The sequence below is a fragment of the Legionella anisa genome (assembly GCF_001467525.1).
Lineage (GTDB): Bacteria > Pseudomonadota > Gammaproteobacteria > Legionellales > Legionellaceae > Legionella > Legionella anisa.
The window spans coordinates 52285-75450 of sequence record NZ_LNXS01000022.1; the positions used below are offsets into that span (position 1 = coordinate 52285).

The window sequence follows — 23166 nt, forward strand, 5'->3', positions numbered from 1 at the left end:
GATATTGTACTTCGCAACTCGCAAACAGGAAGTAAATGGGAACTAGTTTTATTTATGAAAGTAAAAGGGTTTACGCTACTTGAGCTGGTGATAACCATGTCATTGTTTTTAAGTTTATCAATAGTTGGAATTGGCTCCTATGTTTATTTTATGAAAAAAAATGAGCAGAAAACATTCATTGATGAACTGCGGACTGCGATACAATATGCCAAGATGCAATCCATTATTCTTGGCAATTCTGTATATCTTGCTCCTTTAGATATTTCATCCAGTTGGTCAAATGGTATGGCCTTGAATTTTTTAAATAAAAAAACAAATAAAGTTGAGCCGATTTATCAATGGCAATGGAGTCATCCTCGTTGGGATTTGAATTGGATAGGGGTAAGCTCAACAAATAAAATTGTATTCTCAACTCATCCGGGACAGGCGATTAGTAATGGGCGCTTTATTTTAATTAATAAAGATACCCATGAGCAGGTTGCTATCATCTTAAATCGACTTGGTAGAATAAGAATTAGCAATACCTTGTCGCTGAAGCGTTAATTTTGTAAGATCGCGCTGAAATATATTTTGTAATAGTACTAAAATCCATGCCCATTAATACCTATTCTATTTTTACAATAAGCGCACAAAGTTCTGAGCAACTCTCAGAATGGCTCAATTATCAGGATTCATTAACCGATAAACTGCAGCAAATTAAAGGTGATGCGCACGTTGAACTAATTTCTCAATGTTGGACGAGTACAGACTGGTGGGATAAAAACTTTTTACAAATTCAAGATAAGCTGGTTTTTCAACGTGAAATCATTATGAAAAGCCACGATGTTGCTTATTGGTACGCCCGAAGCATTATTCCTAAAAAATGTTATGATCTTGATCCCGCTTTTTTTGGCCGTTTGGAAAATGAATCAATAAGAAATTTAATCTTTAAAGAAGATAAGGTACATCGTGTCCAGTCAATCAATTACCCAATTGATCAACAATGTTTGGAATATTATTGGGTAAAAAGGAACTTGGGCTCTGTTGATGGTGTACTTTGGGTTCGGCTTGCAGAATTTTTATTTCAGCAAAAGGAGCCATTTTATTTAGCTGAAATTATGTTACCTACACTCGAGAGTATTACCTCATGAAATGGAATGCATATTGGCGGTTAATGCGTTTTGATAAGCCTGTGGGAATTTTATTGCTTTGGTTTCCAACAGCATGGGCTTTATGGCTAGCGAATAAAGGAGTGCCAACACTTAGACTTTTTATCCTGTTTTTATGTGGTACTGTATTTATGCGAGCCGCTGGCTGTGTAATCAATGATATTGCAGACCGGAATATCGATAAACATGTCGCACGTACTAAATTAAGGCCATTAACTTCTGGTGAGGTTAGTTTGCCAGAAGCCTTTCTTTTACTAGTAGTCTTGCTTTTCGCTGCATTATTTATATTAATTCAGCTGCCCCGAAATTGTTTTTATTTCGGACTAATTTCATTATTTATTACTTTTCTATATCCTTTTTGCAAGCGTTTTCTGGATGCCCCTCAACTGATCCTGGGTTTAGCATTCTCCATGGGAATTCCTATGGCTTATGTTGCCTCAGATCTTCCTTTAAATGCTGAGTTTTTCTTATTATTTTTAATCAACTTTTCCTGGATTCTTGTTTATGACACAATGTATGCCATGGCTGATAAAGCAGATGACTTGCGGATTGGCGTGAAATCTACCGCAATTTATTTTGCTAGTTATGATCGAATGATTATTGGTTTATTACAAGGTTTATTTCATAGTTTATGGCTGTACTGGGCTTTGGTGAATCAAATAAATGTATGGTTTTATATTTTTTGGTTTGCAGCAGGCATGGTATTGATATACCAACAAAAGTTAATAGGTAAAAGAATCCCTCAAGAGTGTTTTAAGGCTTTTATTGTTAGTGTGTATTACGGTGCTTTAATGTGGCTAGCTGTTGTAAGCAGATGATGAGCCACTTACGATTCGCTCATCGTTTGTGGTAGTTTTCAATAGCTCATAAAAGAATAAAATGAGTGCTCAAAACTCAAAAAATCATAAAGTTTCACATCTGTAAAAATGAATATTGTGCTAACAAGGATTGTTGATGATTATATATTTAAAGGTGTTGAAGTGTTTTTTCATTGTAGACATGTTTTTTACTGGTTTACATTGGATAATTGACTCATTCGAATATGCAGATTATTGGAGTGAAATAAGAAACTCATTAAAGCATCACAATCAGCCGCATTTGAGAGGTAATGATACATATACGTCAATATTGAATATGACGATTAAATCAACGCTTGTTATCTTATTATTTTATGATTTTTTTTCTTTTCTATTAGGATATAAAATATACCTATCTGCGTTTGACATAATTATTTATTTTATATTTGTCTTAACAGCATTTTTGAACCATAAATATGTGCACTCTCCCTCAAACAAAGTGCCAGCACCATTTAAATTTCTGCAAGAAATGTTACTTGTTGATAAAAAATATCATAGAATTCATCACAGTAGCGAGATTAAACCTAAAAATTTTAGTTTTTTGTTTGGATTAATCGATCGACCTTGTAGCTATTTATTCAACGCCTCATATAAAAAGTATTTTGGCAAATGGTGGGCAATAATAAGACTAAGTACCATATTGCTCATTATATTTGGAATACAATGGTTGAATATTTATTTAGATAGCCTTCTGATAAAGTAGGGTTCTTACCATACAAGGAAGTAGTATGTAATGAATGATGTGAAATATATTATATTGATATTGGCAAGAACAAGCATCTACTATGGACTTATTGTTTTACTGCTTTTATTTTCAAATACTTTATTGGCACAAACTCAATTTAACACACCAAAGAACGCTTTGAAATGGCTATGGGGAACGCCTGAAGCTACTCAGTTAAATTTTTTTCCTATAGGGTACCATTTTACAGATAATCATGATGCGAATAATAAACAATGGCTTATTGGTGGTGTTTATCAGGGAATAACTGCCGCTACATTTATAAATACTTGGAATAATCGGGTCTATTATGTTGGGATTAAGAGACAAGTATATAAAAACAATTATATTTCAATTAGTTATTTGGTTGGAATTATGCAAGGTTATCGTGGCAACTTTAAAAAAGCATTAGGTCCTGTGTTAGGGCATGATCCAGGCCCTTTAGTAGCAGTCAATCTTAAATATTATGTGATGGAGCATTTTACTCTTGAGTTAGCTTCTTATGGTGTTGGAGGCTTAATCGGCGCAAGTTATATTTTTTGAACTACGGATACACTTCATAAACTTATGAAGAAATTTATGGATAACTAATATTCATGGATACCGCGAACGCGTCGCGGTACGTAGGGGAGATTGTTAATACACTCTATATAAAGTTCAGGTTTTAATAGGCCTCACTACCATTATCTGCAACAACACGTGTGTTTTTTCCATAGATTACAAGAATTTTTTGCTTCGTTTTTAGCTTGAGATCCTCTGCCTGAACTACAGAAATAATTCCGCCTGAATTTAGTCGAATCACATACTCAACGCCACGCGATTGACTGTAGCCATTATCTTCAAAGCTATTACTTGTTTTTTTAGTAATATTGCTCATATTTCGACGCAAATTTACAGGTCGTTTTGAAATAATCGTGCCTGGGATTACTTTTTTAACTTTACCTACCTCAGCTGAATCATACTCACCAGGAGGTAATGTTTTGTTACAACTAAGTAAAATAAAACTAAAAAGTAATACTAAAACGGACTTAAATAAGTTTTTTCGATTCATGGGGCTTAAACTCCAGTTAGGAACATGACCGAAATAATATACCCTTTAAATATGAACTATGAGTTTCAACAAATAGGGAATTATTTCGGTCACATTAACATTAATTTTGCGGCCTTGCGCAGTATAACCGAGAATTAATCTATTTTTAACAGTTCTTCCAATAAACTGCTGGCACCAATGCGAAACCAGCTCTTATTAATTTGCTTGTCAAGCATCAGCTCTGCAAGTTTTGCATAATTATAAGCGTGCTGTGGTTTTCTAATGCCACCTGAAATTTTAATTCCACAACATGTATTTGTATCTCGAATAGCGCTTAAAATTGCAAATACTGCCGATAAAGATGCTCCTGCTTGAATTTTACCTGTTGAGGTTTTAATAAAATCGCATCCTAATTCAATTAACTCTTTGCTTGCGTTGTAAATGGTTTCTGTCTCAGGAAAAGAACCCGTTTCTAAAATAATTTTTAAAATGAGCTTTTGTTCTTTGCATAATTGCGCAATAGCTTGACATTGATTTAAAGCTTTTTGCTTTTGCCCCTGCAGATAAGTTCGATAAGGAAAGACATAGTCAATTTCTGTGGCGCCTAATTGAATCGCTTTTTCTATAGATGCAATTGAGTCAGTCAATTCTTCAACTCCCTGGGGAAAATTAATCACTGTAGCTAAGTTAATGCTATTGTGCGAAGAGAATTGACCTAGATGTTGTATATAAACACATAGTGCAGCAACCTGGTTTTGATTTGCACTGTATTTTAATTGATCTAGTGTCTCAATAGTTGCATATTCATCCAATAAGGTAAGATCAATAGAGTGGATCAGCTGCTTGGCTGTAATGGTACTCTTAGAGTAACTGTCAAGCAATGCCTTCATAACTTCATTAATATGGGTCTCTAAACTCATTTTAAACTCGCAATGTACTGTTTTAAAATGAAATTAAGCTTTTCTGCGGCACTTTCTGCCATCGCAATCACCGATTCATGGCTGTGGGCTGTTTTCGAAAGACCTGTAGCATAGTTGGTAATCATAGCAATAACTGCTACATGCATACCACAATGATTTGCCACCAATACTTCTGGAACTGTAGACATCCCTACAGCATCTGCTCCCCAAAGTTTAAATGCTCTGATTTCAGCAGCAGTTTCGTAGTGCGGGCCTAGTACAGAAATGTAAACTCCTTCTGTAAGCTGGATTGAATTTTTTGCTGCGATGGACAATAAATTAAAACGCATTTCTTTATCATAAGCGTTATCTAAAGGATAAAATCTTGGACCAAACTCATTATCATTCGGACCAATTAAGGGATTACTGGGCTGCAAATTGATATGATCGGAAATAAGCATTAATTCACCTGGGCCAACATCCTCTCTTAATGAGCCAGAAGCATTAGTGGCTATGAAATAATCGCACCCTAAAAGCTTTAAGGTACGAATATAGGTTTTAACTGTTTCATAATTTTCCAAGCCTTCATACGTATGAGCTCGACCTTGTAAACATACAACACCCACATTATTCCAATATCCAAAAATTAAATTACCCCCATGGCCTTGTACAGTAATTTTGGGGAATCCTGGTAATTCTTCATAACTGATACGTGTTGAATCGTGTAACTCCTCAGCAAATTTACCTAAACCTGATCCCAATACCACACCTATGGTTGGCTTAAACGAAGGATATAATTTTTTAATATAATTTGCCGCTAAATGGGCATAACTCTGCTTGGGTGCAGTATCTGTCATACAAGTATTCCTTATTATTTAAGGGTTAAAATCAAATTTAAAAGCCAATGGCAGGAGTTCATCAATTTTAAAGCTATGTAATATTGAATTTTTATCACATAGATGGATCAGGGTATCAGGCGTTGAAAATTCATAAATTCTTTGCCTACATGCCCCACAAGGCGAACATAATAAATTTGTTCCTGCCAATACAACCATACTTTTAATACGTTGCTCACCTGCAGAAACCATGGCAGAAATTGCTGAGGTTTCGGCACACACAGCCAAACCATAAGAGCTGTTTTCTACATTAATACCTGTATATAAATTATCCTTATCGGTACAAATACAGCAGGCAACGCTAAATTTGGAGTAGGGTGAGTAAGAATGAGCAAGCGCCTTATGTGCGTTTGAAATCATTTTCGCAATTGTTTGATCCATAATAAAAGCTCAATTAAAACTGAAGGGAACCAATTATAAAAGAGTCTTGCTCTGAAGACTATGCTCTCCATGATTTTCTTTAATATCAGGCAATTCAATAGTATTCGAAGGGGAATATTTGTTTGTTGGCTTGGGAAATAAACAATTGAAGAAACCTGGTTCTGGTGAGTTAGAAGGCTCTTCAGAAATTGAGGGGCCTAAGCTCTCGCCTATCTCTGTGTAACTTTCTGGAGTCTGGTCTGGTTTATTATTTCCAAAAGTGCAATTTAGCCAAAATTCAAATGCCAATGCACCAAGTCCTGCACAAATAATCAGAGAAAAAATAGTAATTGGTATTGCCATGGGGGGAAAGAAAAATATAAGGGTAGCTGCAATCGCTGCAACGAGACTTATAGAGGCTGATGTTGCCGCATAAGACACATAATTTTTTTGTCGGGCCGAAGAGTAGTTGGGATCATCTTTCGGTGGATTTTTTAATTTATGATATTCTCCAATTGCCCATATTGCATTACCAATAAGGAATAGCCATGCTGCTGGAGGAAAGAGGACCGGTACAAAAACGGCAGCGACACTGAGTACCGTTGCAGTTAACCCTACAAATGAGGATAAAAGGAATTGTTCTTTAATTTGTGCAAAACCGTACCATTTGCGGTAGTTCACTGGATGATCTGGGTGGAGAAGAGATGCTGTAAGCCAACAAAGATAAGCAAGGGAATAGATACCCAATGAAATGAATCTGAAAATAGCCGATGCGAGCGGGAAAGGAATATACTGGAGCTTTGAAAGCAAAAAGCCAGCGAAGAAAAAGATGCCACTTGCTTTATCTAATTTCTGGGCTACGGTCATATAAAAGTAATCCTAATGCTCCTATTACCCGGCATATTGTACCTTAATTAGACAGAGAAAAACAGTTCCAATTTATGTGATTTACGTATCCATAACTGAATTCAATTCAGATGCTTCATTTTTGATTTTGGGCGTTGAATGAAGAATAATTCGTACGAGTAATCCTCCACCAGGATTATTTAAAGCCGTAATTTCACCATGATGTAATTGAATTGCACGAAAAGCGATTGCTAATCCTAAACCGTATCCACCTGTTTTTTTTGCTCTTGATGTGTCCACACGATAAAATGGATTAAATATTCGCTCTAGCTGGTCTTCAGGTACACCTGGACCTTTATCACAGATATCAATATATACATGTTCTTTAGTTTCATCATACGTTAATGAAACAATAACTTGTTCGCTTGCAGGTGAATAATGCAGTGCATTGCGAACTACATTTTCAATTGCTCTGTGAATCAGGCGTTCATCAATTAATAAACAACAAGACTCAATTACTCCTGCTTTGACTCGAGGCGTTTCTTCTCCAACTTCATAATTGGCATCTTTAATGACATTGAATAAAAGAGCAGAAAGATCAATTTCGTTTAAATTAAGATCAGTTGTTGATTTTTCCAAGCGAGCAAACTCTAGTATTTCAGTGATTAAAGCACTTAATCTGGAACATTCAAGTTCCATGCGATGAAATTCAGTATCTGCTAAATGAAGTGTTTTATTGCGTCCTAGTTCAATAGCAATTTGCAGGCGAGCAAGAGGAGAGCGCAATTCATGTGAAATATCTTGTAACAATCTTTCTTTTGAGCTGATTAGTGTTTCCAGTTGCTCCGCCATACGATCAAATTCATGACTTAATTGAGCTATTTCGTCATTATGATGTCCTCTTAAATGACCAACACGTGTATTTAACTTCCCAGTAGCAATTGATTTAGCTGCCATTCCCAAAGATCGTAATGGTTGTGTTAAATATCGTGATAATAAATAACAAATAAGACCGCTAATAAATGTTGCTAAGGTGAGACGAATAGCAAGGCCGGCCCAAGGAACACCGACAAAATGATAGATGGGTTGTTCACTCACTGCAGCAAGCCGGTAAAATTTTCCTGAAGTTGATAAAATTTCATGGCTAACAATGAGTTTCTCTGATTTTAAAATACCTTCACTTAGTTGATCCTGGAGTAGATTTTCTGCAACTTTTTTTACATTTTCTGGTGCAGCTTGTGTGCCAATAATTTCACCAGTACTGGTTAACAAATAAATTGACATATGGCGTGAAATACCAATTTTATTCAGCCATTTTAATAATGCAGTTTGTCTTCCTGATTCATAGGTTGCTACCGCCGCATTTGCGTAGCTATCCATAAATAATTGCTCTTGGGCAGGTAATGATGATTTTTGTACAATATGACTGATTACCCAGGCGGTAGTGAAAATAATAAGTATTGTGGCAAGCCAAAATGAAATAAAAATTTTCCAATACAAACTACGCATTAAACATATATCCAAATCCACGAACGGTCTTAACTATAGGTTCACCTTGAGGGTTATCACCTAATTTATTTCTTAAGTTACTGATGTGAACATCGATGCTACGATTATAGGCAGTGTATTTTCTGCCAAGAGCATATTCAGTAAGTTCTTCTTTTGAAAATGCTTGCCCGGGTGATTTGATAAGCATCTCTAAAATATTAAACTCAGCATTTGTGAGTTCAAGATAATTTCCCGCCATAGTTACATGGCGCTTGGAGCAGTCAACTACAATATTATGTTGCTCGATGATAGGTCTTGATGTGGGAATTTTTTGAGTACGTCTTAAAATTGCTCGTAAACGAGCCACCAGCTCACGTGGATTACATGGTTTGGGTAAATAATCGTCTGCGCCTATTTCCAGACCTACGATTCGATCTATATCATCGCCCCGAGCGGTTAACATGAGAACAGGAGTTTCCAAATGTTCACGAATAGCTTTTAATACCTCAAAACCGTTTAGCTTAGGTAACATAACATCGAGAATAATTGCATCAAAAGGCTGGTTTAAGGCTTTTTTTACCCCGCCTTCTCCATCATGAACACAAATAGCATGGAAACCCTCAGGTTCCAGATATTGGGTTAATAAATCCGTCAGTTCTATATCGTCATCAATTATGAGAATATTACCATTCATGCTTCATTATGCCTTGCGTTTATCAATACATTCCATCAACTTGATTCTTCTAGCATCTGCATTAATAATCCTAAACTCAAAAGAATCAATTGTAATGGTTTCCCCTCGTGAAGGTAAACGACCAAAACTATTCATTACAATACCACCTATTGTATCATAAAATTCGTCACTGAAATCTGCTTGAAGTTGCTCATTAAATTCATCAATAGGCATATGGGCTTTAACAATATAGTGTCCGTCTTCATGTACTTTAATGTAGGCATCTTCATCGATATCAAATTCATCTTCAATATCGCCAATTATCTGTTCGATAATGTCTTCAATAGTTACAAAGCCTGAAACTTCGCCATATTCATCTACAACAATAGCCATGTGATTTTTGTTACTGCGGAACTCGCTGAGTAAGCTGTCTAAGCGCCTACTTTCAGGAACAAAAGTAACCTGGCGACAAATATCCAGTAAATTAAAGGCATCAAGGTTCGTAGTAGATTGATGGCGTAATAAATCTTTTGCATGCAATATTCCAATGACTTCATCGGAATCCCCAGCAATTACCGGGAATCTTGAATGTCCAGTTTGGGTTACTTTTTTAATAATATCGCCGAATTCATCATCTTGTTCAATACAAACCATCTGATTTTTGGGCAGCATGATGTCTCGGACACGCATTTTGGAGAAAGATATAGCCCCTTCGATCATTGCTAAAGTTTCAGCACTAATAAGAGAGCGAATTTGAGCATCTCTTAATAAACTTACAAGTTCCTCTTGATTTTGTGGTTCTCCTTGCAAAAACTGTTTAAACCGAGCGAACCACGTACTGCTGTCTTCCTCTTTATTCAAGTTCATTACCCTCTGCGTCATAAGGATTAGAAAATCCAAGTTCAGCTAATAATTTAATTTCAATAGCTTGCATTATGACTGCTTCATCATCCTTAATATGATCATAGCCCAACAAATGCAAGATTCCATGAATCAAAATCAATGCCCAATGTGATTCCAACGTTTTTTTAAGTTGCTTGCTTTCTTCTAACAAGACTTGCGGACAAATAATAACATCACCTAATAGAGGGCATTCTAATTGAATTTCAGGTGGTAAAGTACTAGGAAATGCCAATACATTAGTCGTTTTATTTTGCTTTCTGTACGTATTGTTTAAGTGGAGCATCTCTTCTGCCGTAACCAAACGAACAGTGAGTTCAGCTTCTTTTTGATAATCCCTTAAAGCCAGTGATGCCAAACGTGTTAACGCTTCTTCACTGACAGGTAGCGGTTCATTAGTTGCGTTTTGAATATCGATATAATAACTCATTATTTTTTTCCTGTTGATGCATTGTCATAGCAATCAACAATTTTAGATACTAACGGATGTCTCACTACTTCACGACTTGTGAACGTATGAATACTAATTTCCGGTATTTTTTTGAATAATCCTACTGCATGGGCGAGTCCGGAATCAATACCCTTTGGTAAATCAACTTGGGTCATATCTCCGGTTACTACAGCTTTTGAGCCAAAACCTATACGAGTTAAAAACATTTTCATTTGCATAATGGTTGTATTTTGTGCTTCATCAAGAATGATAAATGACTCATTTAAAGTTCTGCCCCGCATGAATGCTAATGGTAACACTTCGATAATATCTGTTTGAATCAGTTTTTGTGTTTCTTTAAAACCTATCATTTCATATAATGCATCATAAATGGGTCTTAAATAAGGCAGTACTTTTTCTACTAAGTCTCCGGGAAGAAATCCTAATTTTTCTCCAGCTTCAACTGCTGGTCTTACAAAAATCAATCTTTGAACTTCACCTTTTTCAAAACATTGTATGGCTTTAGAAACAGCCAAATAAGTTTTCCCAGTTCCAGCAGGGCCAACAGCAAAAGTTATGTCAGATCGATCAATTGCGTCGAGAAAATCAGCTTGTTTGTTATTTCGTGCTGCAATTGATTTTCGACATAATTTAACATGATGAACATTATGAATCATTATTTTTTGGTTTTCCTCAATAAAGTTATATATATTATGAGTATAGTATTTATTATACTTTTCGACCGTGCAATGATGTATAGGCACACAAGAATAGTGCAGAAAGCTCATCTTCTGCAAGATTTATGCTACAATCATTTTTTTTTGTTATAACACTAATTCATGATCGACCTTCATTGCCATAGCAATTTTTCTGATGGAGCTTTAAGTCCAACAGAGTTAATACAAAAAGCACAAAATCAAAAAATTAGGTGTCTGTCGCTTACAGATCATGATACTGTCGCGGGCTATTCTGAGTTATTACAAGCCGCCTCTTCAACATCAATAAAAATAATTAATGGTATTGAGCTTAGTGTTCGATGGAAAAAGCATGAATTACACATTTTAGGTTACCAAATTAAGCATACTGCAGACCTTCTCAAACTGATTGAGCGACAAAATCAAAGCAGGGTAGCTCGTGCGCAACAAATTGGAGAAGTATTAGCCTCAGTTGGTATTGCAGATGCTTATTTAAAAGCATGCGAATTAGCAGGCCACGATCGAGTGGGAAGGCCTCATTTTGCGAGGCTACTTGTTAATGAAGGTAAAGCTCCTGATCTTGCTACTGCATTTAAACGGTTTCTAGGTAGAGGTAAATTTGCTTATGTTCCTACTCCCTGGATTAGCATTCAGGAAGCAGTAGAGGGTATTATTGCTGCAGATGGTCAGGCAGTTATCGCTCATCCGCTTAAATACGGATTGACGCGTTCCAAATTGCATGAGTTAATTAACGAATTTAAGGCTACTGGTGGAGTAGGAATAGAAGTGGTTTCAGGTGAAATGACAGTAACTGAAGTGAATGAAATGGCCGCTACATGCCTAAGATTCCATTTGTTGGCTTCTTCTGGTTCAGATTATCATGGTGATTTTGCTTCGCGTGTGAACCTTGGAAGTCAAAAACAGCTACCAGTAAACTGTACACCTATTTGGCATGAATGGAACATCTAACAGGGGACTTTATGAGTCAGTTTTTTGCATTACATCCTGATAATCCGCAAGCTCGTTTGTTGAGGAAGGCGGTTAATATTATTGAAGAAGGTGGGTTAATTGTTTATCCTACAGACTCGGGTTATGCCTTGGGTTGTGGATTAGGTAATAAAGCAGCACTTGAGCGTATTAGAAGATTGCGCCAATTGGACAAAAATCATAATATGACTCTTGTTTGTCGTGATTTATCTCAGCTTGGTACTTATGCCAGAGTATCTAATCCAATATTCCGATTATTGAAAGCATTCACACCAGGTTCATATACTTTTATTCTTAATGCAACACATGAAGTGCCTCGTTTAATGTTGCATCCAAAAAGAAAAACTCTGGGATTACGTATTCCAGATAATATGATTACACTTTCATTGTTGGAGTGTCTTGAGGCTCCTTTAATGAGCACTACTTTAATTCTTCCAGGTGCTAAGGCTCCATTGAGTGAACCTGAAGCGATCCGTGATATTTTGGGAGATCAAATCGATTTGGTTATTGATGGTGGTCATTGTGGGCAAGAGCCTACAACAGTAGTCGATTTAACGGGTGACTATCCAGTGATTATAAGGGAGGGTAAAGGTGATCCTGAACCCTTTAGATAGGACAGTTTTCATATCTACTATCTTGGCCAAACTGAGCTGATTTTCTGTGTTCCGATGCTCACATACTTTCGTGTATGCTGCGCTTCGATGCTTGAAAATCAACTTATTATGGATCAAGCTAGCGAAACGTAAGTTGTCCATAATTAATTAATCTTTTAAAAGAGGATATTGATGTCAGCATTATTTAGTTCCAATAAACGAGTTGTTTCTGGAATGAGAGTCAGTGGCAAATTACATCTTGGCCACTACCATGGTGTAATAAAAAATTGGATTAAATTACAACATCAATATGATTGCTTCTTTTTTGCAGCTGATTGGCATGGTTTAACAACACAATATGATGAGCCTGGCTTTATAGAGAAACATCTATGGGATATGATTGTTGATTGGCTGGCTTGTGGAGTAAATCCTGGCTTATCACGAATATTTATTCAGTCATGGGTTCCTGAACATGCGGAACTGCATTTACTTTTATCTATGATTACTCCTTTGGGATGGTTAGAACGAGTACCTAGTTTCAAAGATCAGCAAGAAAAGTTAAAGGAAAAAGACTTATCAACGTATGGTTTTTTAGGCTATCCCCTTTTACAAAGCGCTGATGTACTGATTTATCATGCCGATTATGTTCCTGTTGGTGAGGATCAGGTATCGCATATTGAGCTTACCAGAGAAATTGCACGCAGGTTTAATCATATCTATGGTAAGGAACCTAATTTTGAAGAATTAGCGGCTGAAGCAATTAAAAAAATGGGGAAAAAGAACAGTAGATATTATAGTGAATTACGTCGACAGTTTCAGGAGCATGGAAATCATGAAGCGATTAAAACAGCACAAGCTCTTTTAGAAGATCAACCGAACTTGTCTATTGGTGATAAAGAGCGTCTATTAGGTTATTTAGAGGGTAGTGGTAAAATTATTCTACCCGAACCTTATCCATTACTTACAGAAACTGCAAAAATGCCTGGCCTTGACGGACAAAAAATGTCCAAGTCTTATCATAATACAATTATGCTCAGAGAACCGCCTGCTCAGGTTGAGAAAAAGGTATTGACGATGCCAACTGATCCTGCTCGCGTCAAACGAACGGATCCTGGTGAGCCCGAAAAGTGTCCAGTTTGGCAATTCCATAAAATTTACTCAAATAATGAAGTAAAAGATTGGGTACAAAAAGGATGTCGCACTGCTGGAATTGGTTGCATCGAATGTAAAAGACCGGTTGTCGACGCGATTAACAAAGAGTTACAACCCATTCAGGAATCAATTGCTGAATATGAATCGGATTTAAGTTCAGTAAAACGAATTGTTTCTGAAGGAAGCGAGTCGGCGCGAGAAGTGGCTTGTAAAAATTTGAGTACAGTCCGAGAAGTTATGGGACTCGATTATTAATTTTTGGATGTTGTATAGGTATGAAGGTACATTTGGTAACTGTTCATGCAATGGCATCAGATTGTAGCCTGGGTGAAGCGAAGCGGAACCCGGGATTGAGATGTTTTGTTCAAGTCCAGTTCCCCGGTTCCGCTTTGCTTCACCCAGGCTACGTCATCCTATGTTCATGTAGAGCGTGATAAGAATGAGTTATTAGCATGGATATTGAATTATCAAGTCAATCGGAAGTAAAAGCAGTAGTTGATGGTAAGGAGCTTACAGAGTTTCCGGATGATTTATTCATTCCCCCAGATGCGCTAGAGGTACTCTTAGATTCCTTTAGTGGCCCACTTGATTTGCTTTTATATCTCATTCGCAAACAGAATATTGATATATTAGATATTCCGATTGTAAGCATTACCAAGCAATATTTGCACTACATTCAATTGATGGAATGTAGGCGTTTGGAATTAGCTGCTGATTATTTATTGATGGCGGCAATGCTCGCAGAAATTAAATCGCGTCTGCTATTACCGTCTCCCGCTGCAAATGAAGACGATGAGGAAGAGGATCCTCGTATGAGCCTCGTACGGAAACTTCAAGCTTATGAGCAAATTAAAATTGCAGCGGAATTGCTTGATGCGCTACCTCGACAAGAACGAGATCATTTTATTATTCAAGTAAATCCTTCTGAATTTGAGCGAATAATAGTTCATCCTGAAGTGACTCTTGAGGATTTAGTTGACGCCATGAAATCATTATTACAACGAGAAGAACACACAAGCCATCATCAGGTCTCGCGTGAAGCGCTGTCTGTACGTGAGCGCATGAGTAACATTTTGTTATTACTCCAGGAGCACAATGTTTTGGAATTTAATCAATTATTTTCTATTAAAGAGGGACGAATTGGGTTAGTTGTTTCTCTGCTGGCTATTTTAGAATTAGCAAGACAGTCACTCATTGTAATTACCCAAACTGAAGCATTTTCACCAATACATTTACGAGCGGCATAAGATGGATGAGAAAGAACTAAAGAATATAGTCGAGGCAATACTTTTAAGTTCTAGCGAACCCATCTCCTTAGATAGACTATTAGAAGTTTTTGATGAATGGGAAAGACCTACTAAAGAGTATTTAGGTATAATTATTAATGACTTAAAAGAGGACTTTGTATCTCGATCATTTGAAATTGTGCAAGTTGCGTCTGGTTTTATCATACAGACAAAAAAAGAGTATAGTAACTGGATTGCACGTATGCAAATTGAAAAACCAGCTAAATATTCTCGAGCTTTACTTGAAACTTTAGCTATTATTGCTTATAAGCAACCAGTTACACGAGCGGATATAGAAGAGATACGCGGTGTTGCAGTAAGCAGTCAAATGATAAAGACATTGTTGGAAAGAGAATGGATTCGTGTTTCTGGCTATAAAAATGTTGCGGGTAAGCCCGCTGTATATACAACTACTCGAGAATTTTTAAATTATTTTAATTTAAAGTACTTAAATGAACTTCCAACCTTACCCCAGGTTATGGAAGTATTGACCTTACATAATCCTAATGAAGAGTATATTACTGAATGAGCAGCGAAAGGTTACAAAAAATACTAAGCCAGGCAGGCCTAGGTTCCCGACGTGAAATGGAGCGTTGGATAGAAAATGGTTGGGTTCAAGTTAATGGGAAACCTGCAAAAATAGGCGATTCAGCAGATGCTGAAGATAAAATTACGGTAAAAGGAAAACTAATCCCAAATCCACTTAAAGTAAGACAAAATATCCGTATTCTGCTTTATCACAAACCCGTAGGTGAAATCTCAAGCCGACATGATCCTAAATTTGAAAAAACAGTTTTTGATCATTTACCTCATTTACGACAGGGGCGCTGGGTTCAGGTAGGGCGTTTGGATTTGAATACCTCAGGTTTACTTATCTTTACCAATAATGGTGATTTAGCCAATCAATTAATGCATCCTAAATATGGATTAGAAAGAGAGTATGCAGTTAGAGTTCACGGTCAAATTAGTCCTGAATCTTTAAATAATCTTCAAAAAGGGGTTGAGTTAGATGATGGAGTTGCTAAATTTACTCGTTTGGAGTTTCGTGGCGGAGAGGGAGCAAACTCTTGGTATCATGTAACTTTAAATGAGGGGCGTAATAGGGAAGTACGACGCTTATGGGAATCACAGGGTTTGGAAGTTAGTCGATTGATTCGTATTCGCTATGGCGCATTAACTATGCCAAGATATTTGTCACGTGGACAGTATCACGAATTAACGCCTAAAGAGGTTACTGAGTTTTTAGCTTCCTTGCCTAAAGAGTAATTGATATTCAAAATAGATCATAGACCGTAGCCTGGGTGCAGGCGAAGCCGTAACCCGGGTTTCTGGATAAACATTAGACGTCCATAACCTGGGTTACGCTTCGCTGCACCCAGGCTACATTGCTGATTATTAAGCTGTATATTTCTTCTTACCAAATGGTTTCAGTGACTCTGCAATGTGTTTATACAATTCAGGAAGCCATCTTGGTTGAGCAAAAGTAGAGGTAGAAGGCTTGCTCTTACGTAGATCATTAGGTGCGATAATTACCTGAATATGACTTAGGCCAACACGACGCGCTAAAATAAAAAGTTGATCTATAGCAAGATCACCTACAGCTAAACAGCCTACCGATAAATTTTTCCCATGAATAAAAATGTTATTACCTAAATTTCTTCTCCCATCCAGATAACCTTTTTGTCTATCGAAGTTGTTAGGATAATTAATCATCATGGATAAATGCATGCTGCTAAAAGGATTAAAATTAACCAACTTATAAACACCTTCAGGAATTTGTTTATCATTTTCACGCAACTTAGGTCCTAACCGACCACTAAATCCAGTTAAAGGATAGTCGTGGATATGTTTCCATCTTTGATTGGGGTTTTTAGCCCAGAGCTCCACCTTTCTTTCTGACTTAAAAGCGAGCAACGCGATATCCTGTGGAGGATAATTTACTCTTGCTTTGGAGAAATATGATTTAAGTCGTGGTTCAACGCGTAAGCCATATCGTTTTATTGCTTTATCAACTGCTTGATCCCAATTCAGCTTAGGGGCCATAGCATAGCAATTGAAACTTAAAATCATTATGACAAAGGCAAATAACTGTTTCATATAAATATTAGAGTGGTGAGTTGTTGAAATCTTATCAAATATTAATTCAAAGAACAATTTAACCTCAAAGCAATAATTAAACCAGGCTTATAAGCACCCAAGTAGTCCTTATTTATACCGTTTTAAAGAACGTATCAATACCTTTAATTCTTTTTTTGTTTCAATAAAATTTGTTTTTCATAGGTAATGATAATTGTGTTGTAATGAAATCCGGGCTTGCTGCTAAATGTCCTACAGAAGGTAATAAACCATAATGATTAGGACAGAGATAGGTTACTGAATTGTTTTGATCAATTTTATAAAAAATATACTTACTCTCACAATACTCAGGCTTGTCAATGAGAGCTATTTGCATTACTGGTATCCCCTCCATCTTATTCTCTATAAAAAAAGCATTAATCCAAAGATTACTAATTACAACACACGCTCCCACGACTAAAAATGCATTTATAAATGTGCTGGTGTACTTGAAGGCTGGACCATTAATACTCAAATGTGACATGACATGTATTAAGGCAAGGACCAATATGAGTAAATTAAATGAATATATTCCTGCATTAAGATAGCCAAAATACGTTCCAAAAATTTGATTTCCCGAGAACTGGAAATGTATGAGTGCAGCAATAAGGCTAAGCCAAAGCGATGAAATGATGTAATAAATAGCCCTTTTTTTAGTTCCAATAATAAAGAGTACTAGAGCAATTAATGGAAAAAGACATTGGATTAATTTTCCCAGTGCGTACATTAGAGTCATACTCTCAAAATTAAATGGTATTTACTTTAAAAGTAGCTAGTTATAACAGTATTTTTATATATGTATATATAATGGTTAACCTGAATATGGTTTGATAAGGTTTAAAATTTGTTACAGGTTCAATAAAAACGGGTTATTACTAGTTGCAATCGCCGCTTCTTATTTTTCTTTAATAAGGGTGAGGTAAGGCTGTGTTGGATATCTTGTTGTCTTAATCATAGTATCTGGAAGTTTGATCTGTTTGACTTCAAAAGGATGTTCCGTTTTAAACATGTAATCCAATGGGTTAATTAAATTTGGAAAATAACCCAAATTATTCTTTAGTTTGTTTGCGCGATTCGATGGATGAATACTGCCTATCCATAATGGTTTGTTTAAGTTTAACAAATTATAATTTGACTCCCAAACTCTTAATTCAAGTGTTAACTTAGTTTGTTGATCCGTATAAGTCATAATCAGAGTAGGCGCTTTATTTTCATATAATTGAGTAAATAATGGGAGCTTAACACTGTTGGGTTGTTGATTCATTCGCATAAGTAAGTTGGTAAAAAATGAATCTTCGTGTGAATGCCATCCATTTTCTTCCAAGATATTTTGTAATATGTCCAAATTACCGGCGAATTGAAGATTTAGGAAGCCGATTCTTTTTCCTATTCTGCTAAATTGATAAACTGGGAGAATGGGTTTTTCCTGTTCCCACCATGCTCTTTCGGACAAAGTAAATTTCTTATGGTAGGGAGTATGGCTATAAGATAAAGTTTTAAAATTAAAATATGTGGATATGAATGAAGATAAAAAGATACTGATAAAAAGCGGGAGAATCATTAATGATGAATGTGCCATTTTTTTGATAGGAATATTTGATTTTCTATAACTCAAGCAATGAATTAAACAAATTGTTGTACCTAAAAAGTAGGATGCTAAAATATCTGTGAACCAATGATCCCCTAAATAAACAGCTCCTAAACCACTAAAGCTAAGAATTGTAAATACAATAGATTTAAGCGTGCCTGTAAATAAGGTATAGGTACTGTTTATATAAAACAAAATAAATCCATACAACGCAGTAGCAATCAATAGGTTAACTGCAGGAAAAGAAGAGCCTGGCATATCAATCAATAGGCCGGGGGGCCTTGGGCTATAAACAAGATAAGTAAGTGATAGAGCTATAAAGCCACTAAAAAAAAGTAAGCTGCATAAATGTATAACCGCTATTCTATTTTTATTATAAATAAACCAGCAACAACACATAATAAAAAGAGTGAGTATCGTTATTGTAGATGTTAATTGAGTGCAACAGATAAAAAATATTCTTAGTATGGGGGTATTAAAACTTTGCAAAAGTAAATGAGTTGGAAGATTAATAAAGGTAAGGTATTGTGTCGCAACGGTTAATCCTAAAAGAATAAGGAAAAAAAACAGGCAAAATACAGCTATTAGTACAATAGAAGCAGTGCGATAATGATTTGCTTCATCTTGTGGTGTAAATGCCTCATATACATAAACCAAAAGTGAATTATTTTTTAGTTTTAACCAGAAATTATGTAAATATATTTTTAAAAAAGAGCTTAATAACCTGATTAGCCATTTTATAAATATGCTAAATAACCAAATTCCTGCAAGAAAAATCAGGATTAATAAGAACAAACGCGTCGCACTTTCTGTGGATAACTCATGACTGGCTGCTCCTATTACCACACCAGGCATTATATACAAAATAGACCAACCAATAGCAGATATAACATTTGCTACAAAAAAACGCCATTGTTTCATATGCATTATTCCAGCAATGACGGGAATAATTGAGCGTAAGGGACCAACAAAGCGACCAATTAATACACTTTTTCCACCATGGGTTTCAAAAAAATCTTTGCCATAATGTATCCATTTGGGATATTTACTAAACGGCCAAATTTCAAGTAATCGATCACTATAATAATAGCCTAGGAGGTAACTTAGACTATCACCAGCAACCGCACCTAAAATCGCTGCTAATAATGTAAGATCAATACGCATAATTCCTGATCCAGCAAGTATGCCTATAGCAGTCATTGTGACACTACCAGGTACAATACTTCCTACAATTGCCAGGGACTCAGTTAAGGAAATAAGAAATGTGATGAATAAAGACCAGTGAGGGTTTTGTTGCAACCAGTTAGTAAGTGGCTGTACATAGTCTACGAACAAGTTCATATTTTTCAGGGATAAAATTGTTGTAGAAAATATTGCACAAAATGTTGATTGACTGTATCCATTTGTACCGCAGGAACAAAATGGCTTATTTGAGTCATTTCCATTTTTTCAAACCCACAAGGATTTATTCCTGAGAAAGGTTTTAAGTCCATATCAACATTGAGAGCAATTCCATGATAAGTACAACCATTTTTTACTCTTAAGCCAATTGAAGCTATTTTTTGCTCATTTACATATACCCCAGGTGCACCACAGCGAATAGATCCTTCTATTTGATATAGTGCAAGAACGGATATTAATATCTGTTCCAATTTACCAACTAAGGATCTTATGCCTAAATTTTTTCTTTTAATATCCATTAAAACGTATGCAACGAGTTGGCCCGGTCCATGATAAGTTACTTGCCCTCCACGATCGGATTGTACCACGGGTATGGATGCAGGATTTAGTATGTGTTCGGGCTTTCCAGCTTGTCCTTGAGTATAAACTGGAAAATGTTCTAAAAGCCAAAGCTCATCTTGAGTAGTTGCTTCACGCTTTTGTGTAAATTCCTTCATTTGCAGCCAAACATCATCGTAGTTTTGAATACCTAGCTGTCGTATTTTCATTATAGAACCATTTTTACATCTGGATGCTGTGTAATGGCTCTATAAAATGCGTCAAGCATGTCTTGATTTTCAGCAAAAACAGTGACTGTTATTGCTAAATAATTAGAGTCTTTGCTCATTTTATGAGTCAGCGCATCTTCCTCGATATGAGGAAAGTGAGTGACGGTAATTTGTCGGATTTCCTCAAGAAAAACGGGCGAATTATTCCCTATTATTTTTACTGGAAAGTGACAGGGAAATTCGATTAAAGTCGTTTTTGTCATCCTTAAATCCTATTGAGTCTTAGGAGCCAAACCAGCGCTTAAAGGCCAAACGTATAGAGTCTTTGCTTCGTGTATAAAAGCCACCTGACTCAACATCTTGCAAGGCATATAATGGTCGGGTTGATACGACATTATTATCAAATTGAACTACTAAATCACCTATCTTATCACCTTTTTTAATTGGTGCTTCAAGGAAGGAAGGAACTTTAGTGGAAATATTAAGGCGTTGATATTGGCCAGTGGGAATAGTGATATATTGGTCTTCATTTAATCCCACATTTACTTTATCAACTTGTCCTTTATAAAGAGGAAGCTCGGAAATTGATTGGCCTGACTTGTAAAGTTGGTGGGTTTCAAAAAACCTGAAGCCATAATTTAGTAATTTTTCACTATCGTCTGCACGGGAAGAATCACTTGGTTCGCCGAGGACTACAGCAAGTAAGCGCATATTGTCACGTTTTGCAGAAGATACCAGACAGAATCCTGCTTCGTTAGTATGACCGGTTTTTATACCATCTACTTGATTATCACGCCACAGCAAGCGATTTCTGTTAGGTTGACGAATACCATTGTAGGTAAACCATTTTTGTTTATACCAATCATAGTATTGTGGAAAGTCAATAATTAATGCTCTACCAAGAATCGCTAAGTCTTTCGCTGTGGTATATAGATTTGGGTCGGGTAAACCAGTGCTATCAGTAAAATGACTGTTTTTCATTCCAAGATTCTGAGCTTGTTGATTCATAAGATCAGTGAATGAGTTTTCAGTTCCACCAACATGTTCTGCCATGGCAACACAGGCATCATTTCCTGAATCAACAATGATCCCTTTAAGCAAGTCTTCTACAGCAACTTGCTGGCCTTCTTTGATGAACATGCGTGAACCGCCTATTTTCCATGCATCACGGCTCACTCGTACATTATCAGCAAGGTGAATTTGTTCATGATGGAGCGCATTCGATATAACATATAAAGTCATCATTTTAGTTAGACTGGCAGGAGGCAAACGTTCTTCACTGTTTTTTTCTGCGATGATTTTGCCGCTATTTACATCAATCAATATGTACGCTTTTGCATTAAGAATTGGAGGTGCAGGAGTAACTAAAGGCTTATTTGTAACTGTTGGAGAAGGTCTCTCAAGGTCTGCAATAGGTTTATTAGGTAATGAACCTTCATCTGCCATAGAATTGGTTGATTGCACAAATAAAGTAATGATAAACAGTGTAGTTAATAAAATAGACGTTATTCTTGTCATGTTGTTACCTAGTCCAATTGCAAAAATGTGAATATAGTATCACAGCCTTTTGTCAGCAACAAAATAGCAGATGAAAAATAATGAAATTTTTTTCAAGTTAAAATAAATCTTCGAAATTATGTGATATTTCGGTATATTAACTAGAAAACAATTATTCAAACTGGAAACTATGCGAAAGATACTTATTGCTATGACAATTTTATTAACAGGATGCCAAACTACAAATCAGTCTTTTGATTCTTCAGCATCAGGAACAAAAAAGTCTACACGACAAGTAACTCAAAGTATGAATAGTTCAATATATAATCGCTATAAAAATAAAACAAACCGCTATACTCAGCATCAAGATGGTGCACCCGCTAAATTAAGGAACATTAGTTTTAAAGAGCCTGTGCCGTCCAAAGAGCCTTTAAGTCGATATGGTAATATATCAGAATATTCTGTTGATGGGCGCTCATATCAAGTGATGCGTAGCTCATCGGGGTATAAAGCAAGAGGTATTGCTTCTTGGTACGGAACAAAATTTCACAAACAAAGAACTTCCAGTGGTGAGCCTTACAACATGTATGTAATGTCTGCTGCACATAAAACGCTTCCTTTACCGACTTATGTGAAAGTTAAAAATTTGGACAACGGAAAGGTTGCAGTCGTTAAAGTAAACGATCGCGGTCCATTTCACTCCAATAGGATTATCGATCTATCCTATGCTGCAGCCTTAAAACTTGGTGTGTTTCCAAAAGGAACAGCCCGTGTTGAAATTGAAACGTTAATGGGGCCTGCTGGAAAAGCACATTATTATCTGCAGGCAGGTGCTTTTACAACGGAAGCCTCAGCAACACGTTTAAAAGAAAAATTAACTCATATTACTCCATCCCCAGTACATATTGAGCACTATAAACAACATTATGTAGTGAGAGTAGGGCCATTTGGTTCAAAAAATATGGCTGATGGTTTGAAACGTAAATTAGCTCTTAATGGAGTGAGAGGAGCTTTTTCCGTTTTAATTTAGGTTGTTATGGAATTATTAATAGCTAA

The 23166-nt window shown here is 36.2% G+C and carries 28 protein-coding genes; 12 read left to right on the forward strand and 16 right to left on the reverse strand.

Features of this window, described 5'->3' with window-relative positions; all coding sequences use genetic code 11:
• The first annotated feature begins 54 nt into the window (after positions 1–54).
• The 5 genes from Lani_RS07520 (at position 55) to Lani_RS07540 (ending at position 3269) form a co-directional block, all read left to right on the forward strand.
• Complete coding sequence (locus tag Lani_RS07520) at positions 55–543, forward strand: GspH/FimT family pseudopilin (RefSeq protein ID WP_019232194.1); 489 nt, start codon at positions 55–57, stop codon at positions 541–543.
• A 47-nt stretch (positions 544–590) separates the two neighbouring features.
• On the forward strand, positions 591–1130 hold the full coding sequence (locus tag Lani_RS07525; protein ID WP_019232195.1) for a chorismate--pyruvate lyase family protein: 540 nt from the start codon (positions 591–593) through the stop codon (positions 1128–1130).
• Positions 1127–1966, forward strand: coding sequence for a 4-hydroxybenzoate octaprenyltransferase (gene ubiA, locus Lani_RS07530; protein ID WP_019232196.1), 840 nt, complete (start codon positions 1127–1129; stop codon positions 1964–1966). The genes Lani_RS07525 and ubiA overlap by 4 nt, the downstream gene beginning before the upstream one ends.
• Before the next feature lie 136 nt (positions 1967–2102).
• Positions 2103–2708 (forward strand): fatty acid desaturase CarF family protein, encoded by a 606-nt coding sequence (locus tag Lani_RS21165; protein WP_019232197.1) that lies wholly within the window; start codon positions 2103–2105, stop codon positions 2706–2708.
• Positions 2709–2738: 30 nt separating this feature from the next.
• Positions 2739–3269, forward strand: coding sequence for a hypothetical protein (locus Lani_RS07540; RefSeq protein WP_019232198.1), 531 nt, complete (start codon positions 2739–2741; stop codon positions 3267–3269).
• Positions 3270–3390: 121 nt separating this feature from the next.
• Here Lani_RS07540 and Lani_RS07545 read toward each other — a convergent pair whose 3' ends face one another.
• The 10 genes from Lani_RS07545 to Lani_RS07590 all read right to left on the reverse strand — a co-directional run bounded on the left by Lani_RS07545 (position 3391) and on the right by Lani_RS07590 (position 10925).
• Positions 3391–3777, reverse strand: coding sequence for a hypothetical protein (locus Lani_RS07545; protein ID WP_019232199.1), 387 nt, complete (start codon positions 3775–3777; stop codon positions 3391–3393).
• A gap of 134 nt (positions 3778–3911) precedes the next feature.
• The gene (gene deoC / locus Lani_RS07550) at positions 3912–4676 is read right to left on the reverse strand and encodes a deoxyribose-phosphate aldolase (RefSeq protein ID WP_019232200.1); all 765 of its coding nucleotides are present in this window, start codon (positions 4674–4676) and stop codon (positions 3912–3914) included.
• Positions 4673–5512 (reverse strand): purine-nucleoside phosphorylase, encoded by an 840-nt coding sequence (locus Lani_RS07555; protein WP_019232201.1) that lies wholly within the window; start codon positions 5510–5512, stop codon positions 4673–4675. Before Lani_RS07555 ends, deoC begins: the two co-directional genes overlap by 4 nt.
• Positions 5513–5530: 18 nt before the next feature.
• Positions 5531–5932 carry a cytidine deaminase gene (gene cdd, locus Lani_RS07560; RefSeq protein WP_019232202.1) on the reverse strand — a complete coding sequence of 134 codons (402 nt, stop codon included), beginning with the start codon at positions 5930–5932 and terminating at the stop codon, positions 5531–5533.
• Between the two features lie 33 nt (positions 5933–5965).
• Positions 5966–6778 (reverse strand): hypothetical protein, encoded by an 813-nt coding sequence (locus Lani_RS07565; protein ID WP_019232203.1) that lies wholly within the window; start codon positions 6776–6778, stop codon positions 5966–5968.
• 81 nt (positions 6779–6859) lie between these two features.
• Positions 6860–8266, reverse strand: coding sequence for a two-component system sensor histidine kinase CpxA (cpxA, locus tag Lani_RS07570; protein WP_019232204.1), 1407 nt, complete (start codon positions 8264–8266; stop codon positions 6860–6862).
• The gene (gene cpxR / locus Lani_RS07575) at positions 8259–8939 is read right to left on the reverse strand and encodes a two-component system response regulator CpxR (RefSeq protein ID WP_058388495.1); all 681 of its coding nucleotides are present in this window, start codon (positions 8937–8939) and stop codon (positions 8259–8261) included. Before cpxR ends, cpxA begins: the two co-directional genes overlap by 8 nt.
• A 6-nt stretch (positions 8940–8945) precedes the next feature.
• Positions 8946–9785 carry an HlyC/CorC family transporter gene (locus tag Lani_RS07580; protein ID WP_019232206.1) on the reverse strand — a complete coding sequence of 280 codons (840 nt, stop codon included), beginning with the start codon at positions 9783–9785 and terminating at the stop codon, positions 8946–8948.
• Entirely contained in the window at positions 9772–10248 is a 477-nt protein-coding gene (ybeY, locus tag Lani_RS07585) for an rRNA maturation RNase YbeY (protein WP_019232207.1), read from the reverse strand. Before ybeY ends, Lani_RS07580 begins: the two co-directional genes overlap by 14 nt.
• Positions 10248–10925: a PhoH family protein gene (locus Lani_RS07590; RefSeq protein ID WP_019232208.1), complete on the reverse strand. Its 678-nt coding sequence runs from the start codon at positions 10923–10925 to the stop codon at positions 10248–10250. Before Lani_RS07590 ends, ybeY begins: the two co-directional genes overlap by 1 nt.
• 162 nt (positions 10926–11087) lie before the next feature.
• Between Lani_RS07590 and Lani_RS07595 the strand changes: the two genes are divergently transcribed.
• The 6 genes from Lani_RS07595 to rluB all read left to right on the forward strand — a co-directional run bounded on the left by Lani_RS07595 (position 11088) and on the right by rluB (position 16227).
• The gene (locus Lani_RS07595; RefSeq protein ID WP_019232209.1) at positions 11088–11912 is read left to right on the forward strand and encodes a PHP domain-containing protein; all 825 of its coding nucleotides are present in this window, start codon (positions 11088–11090) and stop codon (positions 11910–11912) included.
• An 11-nt stretch (positions 11913–11923) separates the two neighbouring features.
• Entirely contained in the window at positions 11924–12544 is a 621-nt protein-coding gene (locus Lani_RS07600; protein ID WP_019232210.1) for an L-threonylcarbamoyladenylate synthase, read from the forward strand.
• 171 nt (positions 12545–12715) lie between these two features.
• A complete protein-coding gene (locus Lani_RS07605) occupies positions 12716–13930 on the forward strand; it encodes a tryptophan--tRNA ligase (RefSeq protein WP_019232211.1) in 1215 nt (404 codons plus the stop codon).
• A gap of 197 nt (positions 13931–14127) precedes the next feature.
• A complete protein-coding gene (locus Lani_RS07610) occupies positions 14128–14922 on the forward strand; it encodes a segregation and condensation protein A (protein ID WP_019232212.1) in 795 nt (264 codons plus the stop codon).
• A gap of 1 nt (position 14923) precedes the next feature.
• A complete protein-coding gene (scpB, locus tag Lani_RS07615) occupies positions 14924–15490 on the forward strand; it encodes an SMC-Scp complex subunit ScpB (protein WP_019232213.1) in 567 nt (188 codons plus the stop codon).
• Positions 15487–16227, forward strand: coding sequence for a 23S rRNA pseudouridine(2605) synthase RluB (gene rluB / locus Lani_RS07620; protein ID WP_019232214.1), 741 nt, complete (start codon positions 15487–15489; stop codon positions 16225–16227). The genes scpB and rluB overlap by 4 nt, the downstream gene beginning before the upstream one ends.
• Positions 16228–16356: 129 nt before the next feature.
• Here rluB and Lani_RS07625 read toward each other — a convergent pair whose 3' ends face one another.
• The 6 genes from Lani_RS07625 to Lani_RS07650 all read right to left on the reverse strand — a co-directional run bounded on the left by Lani_RS07625 (position 16357) and on the right by Lani_RS07650 (position 22131).
• On the reverse strand, positions 16357–17004 hold the full coding sequence (locus Lani_RS07625; protein WP_040521949.1) for a L,D-transpeptidase family protein: 648 nt from the start codon (positions 17002–17004) through the stop codon (positions 16357–16359).
• Positions 17005–17218: 214 nt separating this feature from the next.
• Positions 17219–17812 (reverse strand): type I secretion system protein LssZ, encoded by a 594-nt coding sequence (locus Lani_RS07630; RefSeq protein WP_396426820.1) that lies wholly within the window; start codon positions 17810–17812, stop codon positions 17219–17221.
• 159 nt (positions 17813–17971) lie between these two features.
• On the reverse strand, positions 17972–20005 hold the full coding sequence (locus tag Lani_RS07635) for a bifunctional DedA family/phosphatase PAP2 family protein (RefSeq protein ID WP_040521907.1): 2034 nt from the start codon (positions 20003–20005) through the stop codon (positions 17972–17974).
• A gap of 5 nt (positions 20006–20010) precedes the next feature.
• Positions 20011–20613: a lipoyl(octanoyl) transferase LipB gene (gene lipB / locus Lani_RS07640; protein ID WP_019232218.1), complete on the reverse strand. Its 603-nt coding sequence runs from the start codon at positions 20611–20613 to the stop codon at positions 20011–20013.
• On the reverse strand, positions 20613–20876 hold the full coding sequence (locus Lani_RS07645) for an HP0495 family protein (protein WP_019232219.1): 264 nt from the start codon (positions 20874–20876) through the stop codon (positions 20613–20615). Before Lani_RS07645 ends, lipB begins: the two co-directional genes overlap by 1 nt.
• Positions 20877–20895: 19 nt before the next feature.
• Positions 20896–22131 carry a D-alanyl-D-alanine carboxypeptidase family protein gene (locus tag Lani_RS07650; RefSeq protein ID WP_019232220.1) on the reverse strand — a complete coding sequence of 412 codons (1236 nt, stop codon included), beginning with the start codon at positions 22129–22131 and terminating at the stop codon, positions 20896–20898.
• Positions 22132–22300: 169 nt separating this feature from the next.
• Between Lani_RS07650 and Lani_RS07655 the strand changes: the two genes are divergently transcribed.
• Entirely contained in the window at positions 22301–23140 is an 840-nt protein-coding gene (locus Lani_RS07655; protein WP_019232221.1) for a septal ring lytic transglycosylase RlpA family protein, read from the forward strand.
• Positions 23141–23166: the final 26 nt, after the last annotated feature.

What these genes read in the sequence shown, in the direction of transcription:
- Lani_RS07520 (WP_019232194.1), top strand. Translation starts at nt 55, where the DNA reads ATGAAAGTAAAAGGGTTTACGCTACTTGAGCTGGTGATAACCATGTCA.
- Lani_RS07525 (WP_019232195.1), top strand. Translation starts at nt 591, where the DNA reads ATGCCCATTAATACCTATTCTATTTTTACAATAAGCGCACAAAGTTCT.
- ubiA (WP_019232196.1), top strand. Translation starts at nt 1,127, where the DNA reads ATGAAATGGAATGCATATTGGCGGTTAATGCGTTTTGATAAGCCTGTG.
- Lani_RS21165 (WP_019232197.1), top strand. Translation starts at nt 2,103, where the DNA reads ATGATTATATATTTAAAGGTGTTGAAGTGTTTTTTCATTGTAGACATG.
- Lani_RS07540 (WP_019232198.1), top strand. Translation starts at nt 2,739, where the DNA reads ATGAATGATGTGAAATATATTATATTGATATTGGCAAGAACAAGCATC.
- Lani_RS07545 (WP_019232199.1), bottom strand. Translation starts at nt 3,777, where the DNA reads ATGAATCGAAAAAACTTATTTAAGTCCGTTTTAGTATTACTTTTTAGT.
- deoC (WP_019232200.1), bottom strand. Translation starts at nt 4,676, where the DNA reads ATGAGTTTAGAGACCCATATTAATGAAGTTATGAAGGCATTGCTTGAC.
- Lani_RS07555 (WP_019232201.1), bottom strand. Translation starts at nt 5,512, where the DNA reads ATGACAGATACTGCACCCAAGCAGAGTTATGCCCATTTAGCGGCAAAT.
- cdd (WP_019232202.1), bottom strand. Translation starts at nt 5,932, where the DNA reads ATGGATCAAACAATTGCGAAAATGATTTCAAACGCACATAAGGCGCTT.
- Lani_RS07565 (WP_019232203.1), bottom strand. Translation starts at nt 6,778, where the DNA reads ATGACCGTAGCCCAGAAATTAGATAAAGCAAGTGGCATCTTTTTCTTC.
- cpxA (WP_019232204.1), bottom strand. Translation starts at nt 8,266, where the DNA reads ATGCGTAGTTTGTATTGGAAAATTTTTATTTCATTTTGGCTTGCCACA.
- cpxR (WP_058388495.1), bottom strand. Translation starts at nt 8,939, where the DNA reads ATGAATGGTAATATTCTCATAATTGATGACGATATAGAACTGACGGAT.
- Lani_RS07580 (WP_019232206.1), bottom strand. Translation starts at nt 9,785, where the DNA reads ATGAACTTGAATAAAGAGGAAGACAGCAGTACGTGGTTCGCTCGGTTT.
- ybeY (WP_019232207.1), bottom strand. Translation starts at nt 10,248, where the DNA reads ATGAGTTATTATATCGATATTCAAAACGCAACTAATGAACCGCTACCT.
- Lani_RS07590 (WP_019232208.1), bottom strand. Translation starts at nt 10,925, where the DNA reads ATGATTCATAATGTTCATCATGTTAAATTATGTCGAAAATCAATTGCA.
- Lani_RS07595 (WP_019232209.1), top strand. Translation starts at nt 11,088, where the DNA reads ATGATCGACCTTCATTGCCATAGCAATTTTTCTGATGGAGCTTTAAGT.
- Lani_RS07600 (WP_019232210.1), top strand. Translation starts at nt 11,924, where the DNA reads ATGAGTCAGTTTTTTGCATTACATCCTGATAATCCGCAAGCTCGTTTG.
- Lani_RS07605 (WP_019232211.1), top strand. Translation starts at nt 12,716, where the DNA reads ATGTCAGCATTATTTAGTTCCAATAAACGAGTTGTTTCTGGAATGAGA.
- Lani_RS07610 (WP_019232212.1), top strand. Translation starts at nt 14,128, where the DNA reads ATGGATATTGAATTATCAAGTCAATCGGAAGTAAAAGCAGTAGTTGAT.
- scpB (WP_019232213.1), top strand. Translation starts at nt 14,924, where the DNA reads ATGGATGAGAAAGAACTAAAGAATATAGTCGAGGCAATACTTTTAAGT.
- rluB (WP_019232214.1), top strand. Translation starts at nt 15,487, where the DNA reads ATGAGCAGCGAAAGGTTACAAAAAATACTAAGCCAGGCAGGCCTAGGT.
- Lani_RS07625 (WP_040521949.1), bottom strand. Translation starts at nt 17,004, where the DNA reads ATGGCCCCTAAGCTGAATTGGGATCAAGCAGTTGATAAAGCAATAAAA.
- Lani_RS07630 (WP_396426820.1), bottom strand. Translation starts at nt 17,812, where the DNA reads ATGACTCTAATGTACGCACTGGGAAAATTAATCCAATGTCTTTTTCCA.
- Lani_RS07635 (WP_040521907.1), bottom strand. Translation starts at nt 20,005, where the DNA reads ATGAACTTGTTCGTAGACTATGTACAGCCACTTACTAACTGGTTGCAA.
- lipB (WP_019232218.1), bottom strand. Translation starts at nt 20,613, where the DNA reads ATGAAAATACGACAGCTAGGTATTCAAAACTACGATGATGTTTGGCTG.
- Lani_RS07645 (WP_019232219.1), bottom strand. Translation starts at nt 20,876, where the DNA reads ATGACAAAAACGACTTTAATCGAATTTCCCTGTCACTTTCCAGTAAAA.
- Lani_RS07650 (WP_019232220.1), bottom strand. Translation starts at nt 22,131, where the DNA reads ATGACAAGAATAACGTCTATTTTATTAACTACACTGTTTATCATTACT.
- Lani_RS07655 (WP_019232221.1), top strand. Translation starts at nt 22,301, where the DNA reads ATGCGAAAGATACTTATTGCTATGACAATTTTATTAACAGGATGCCAA.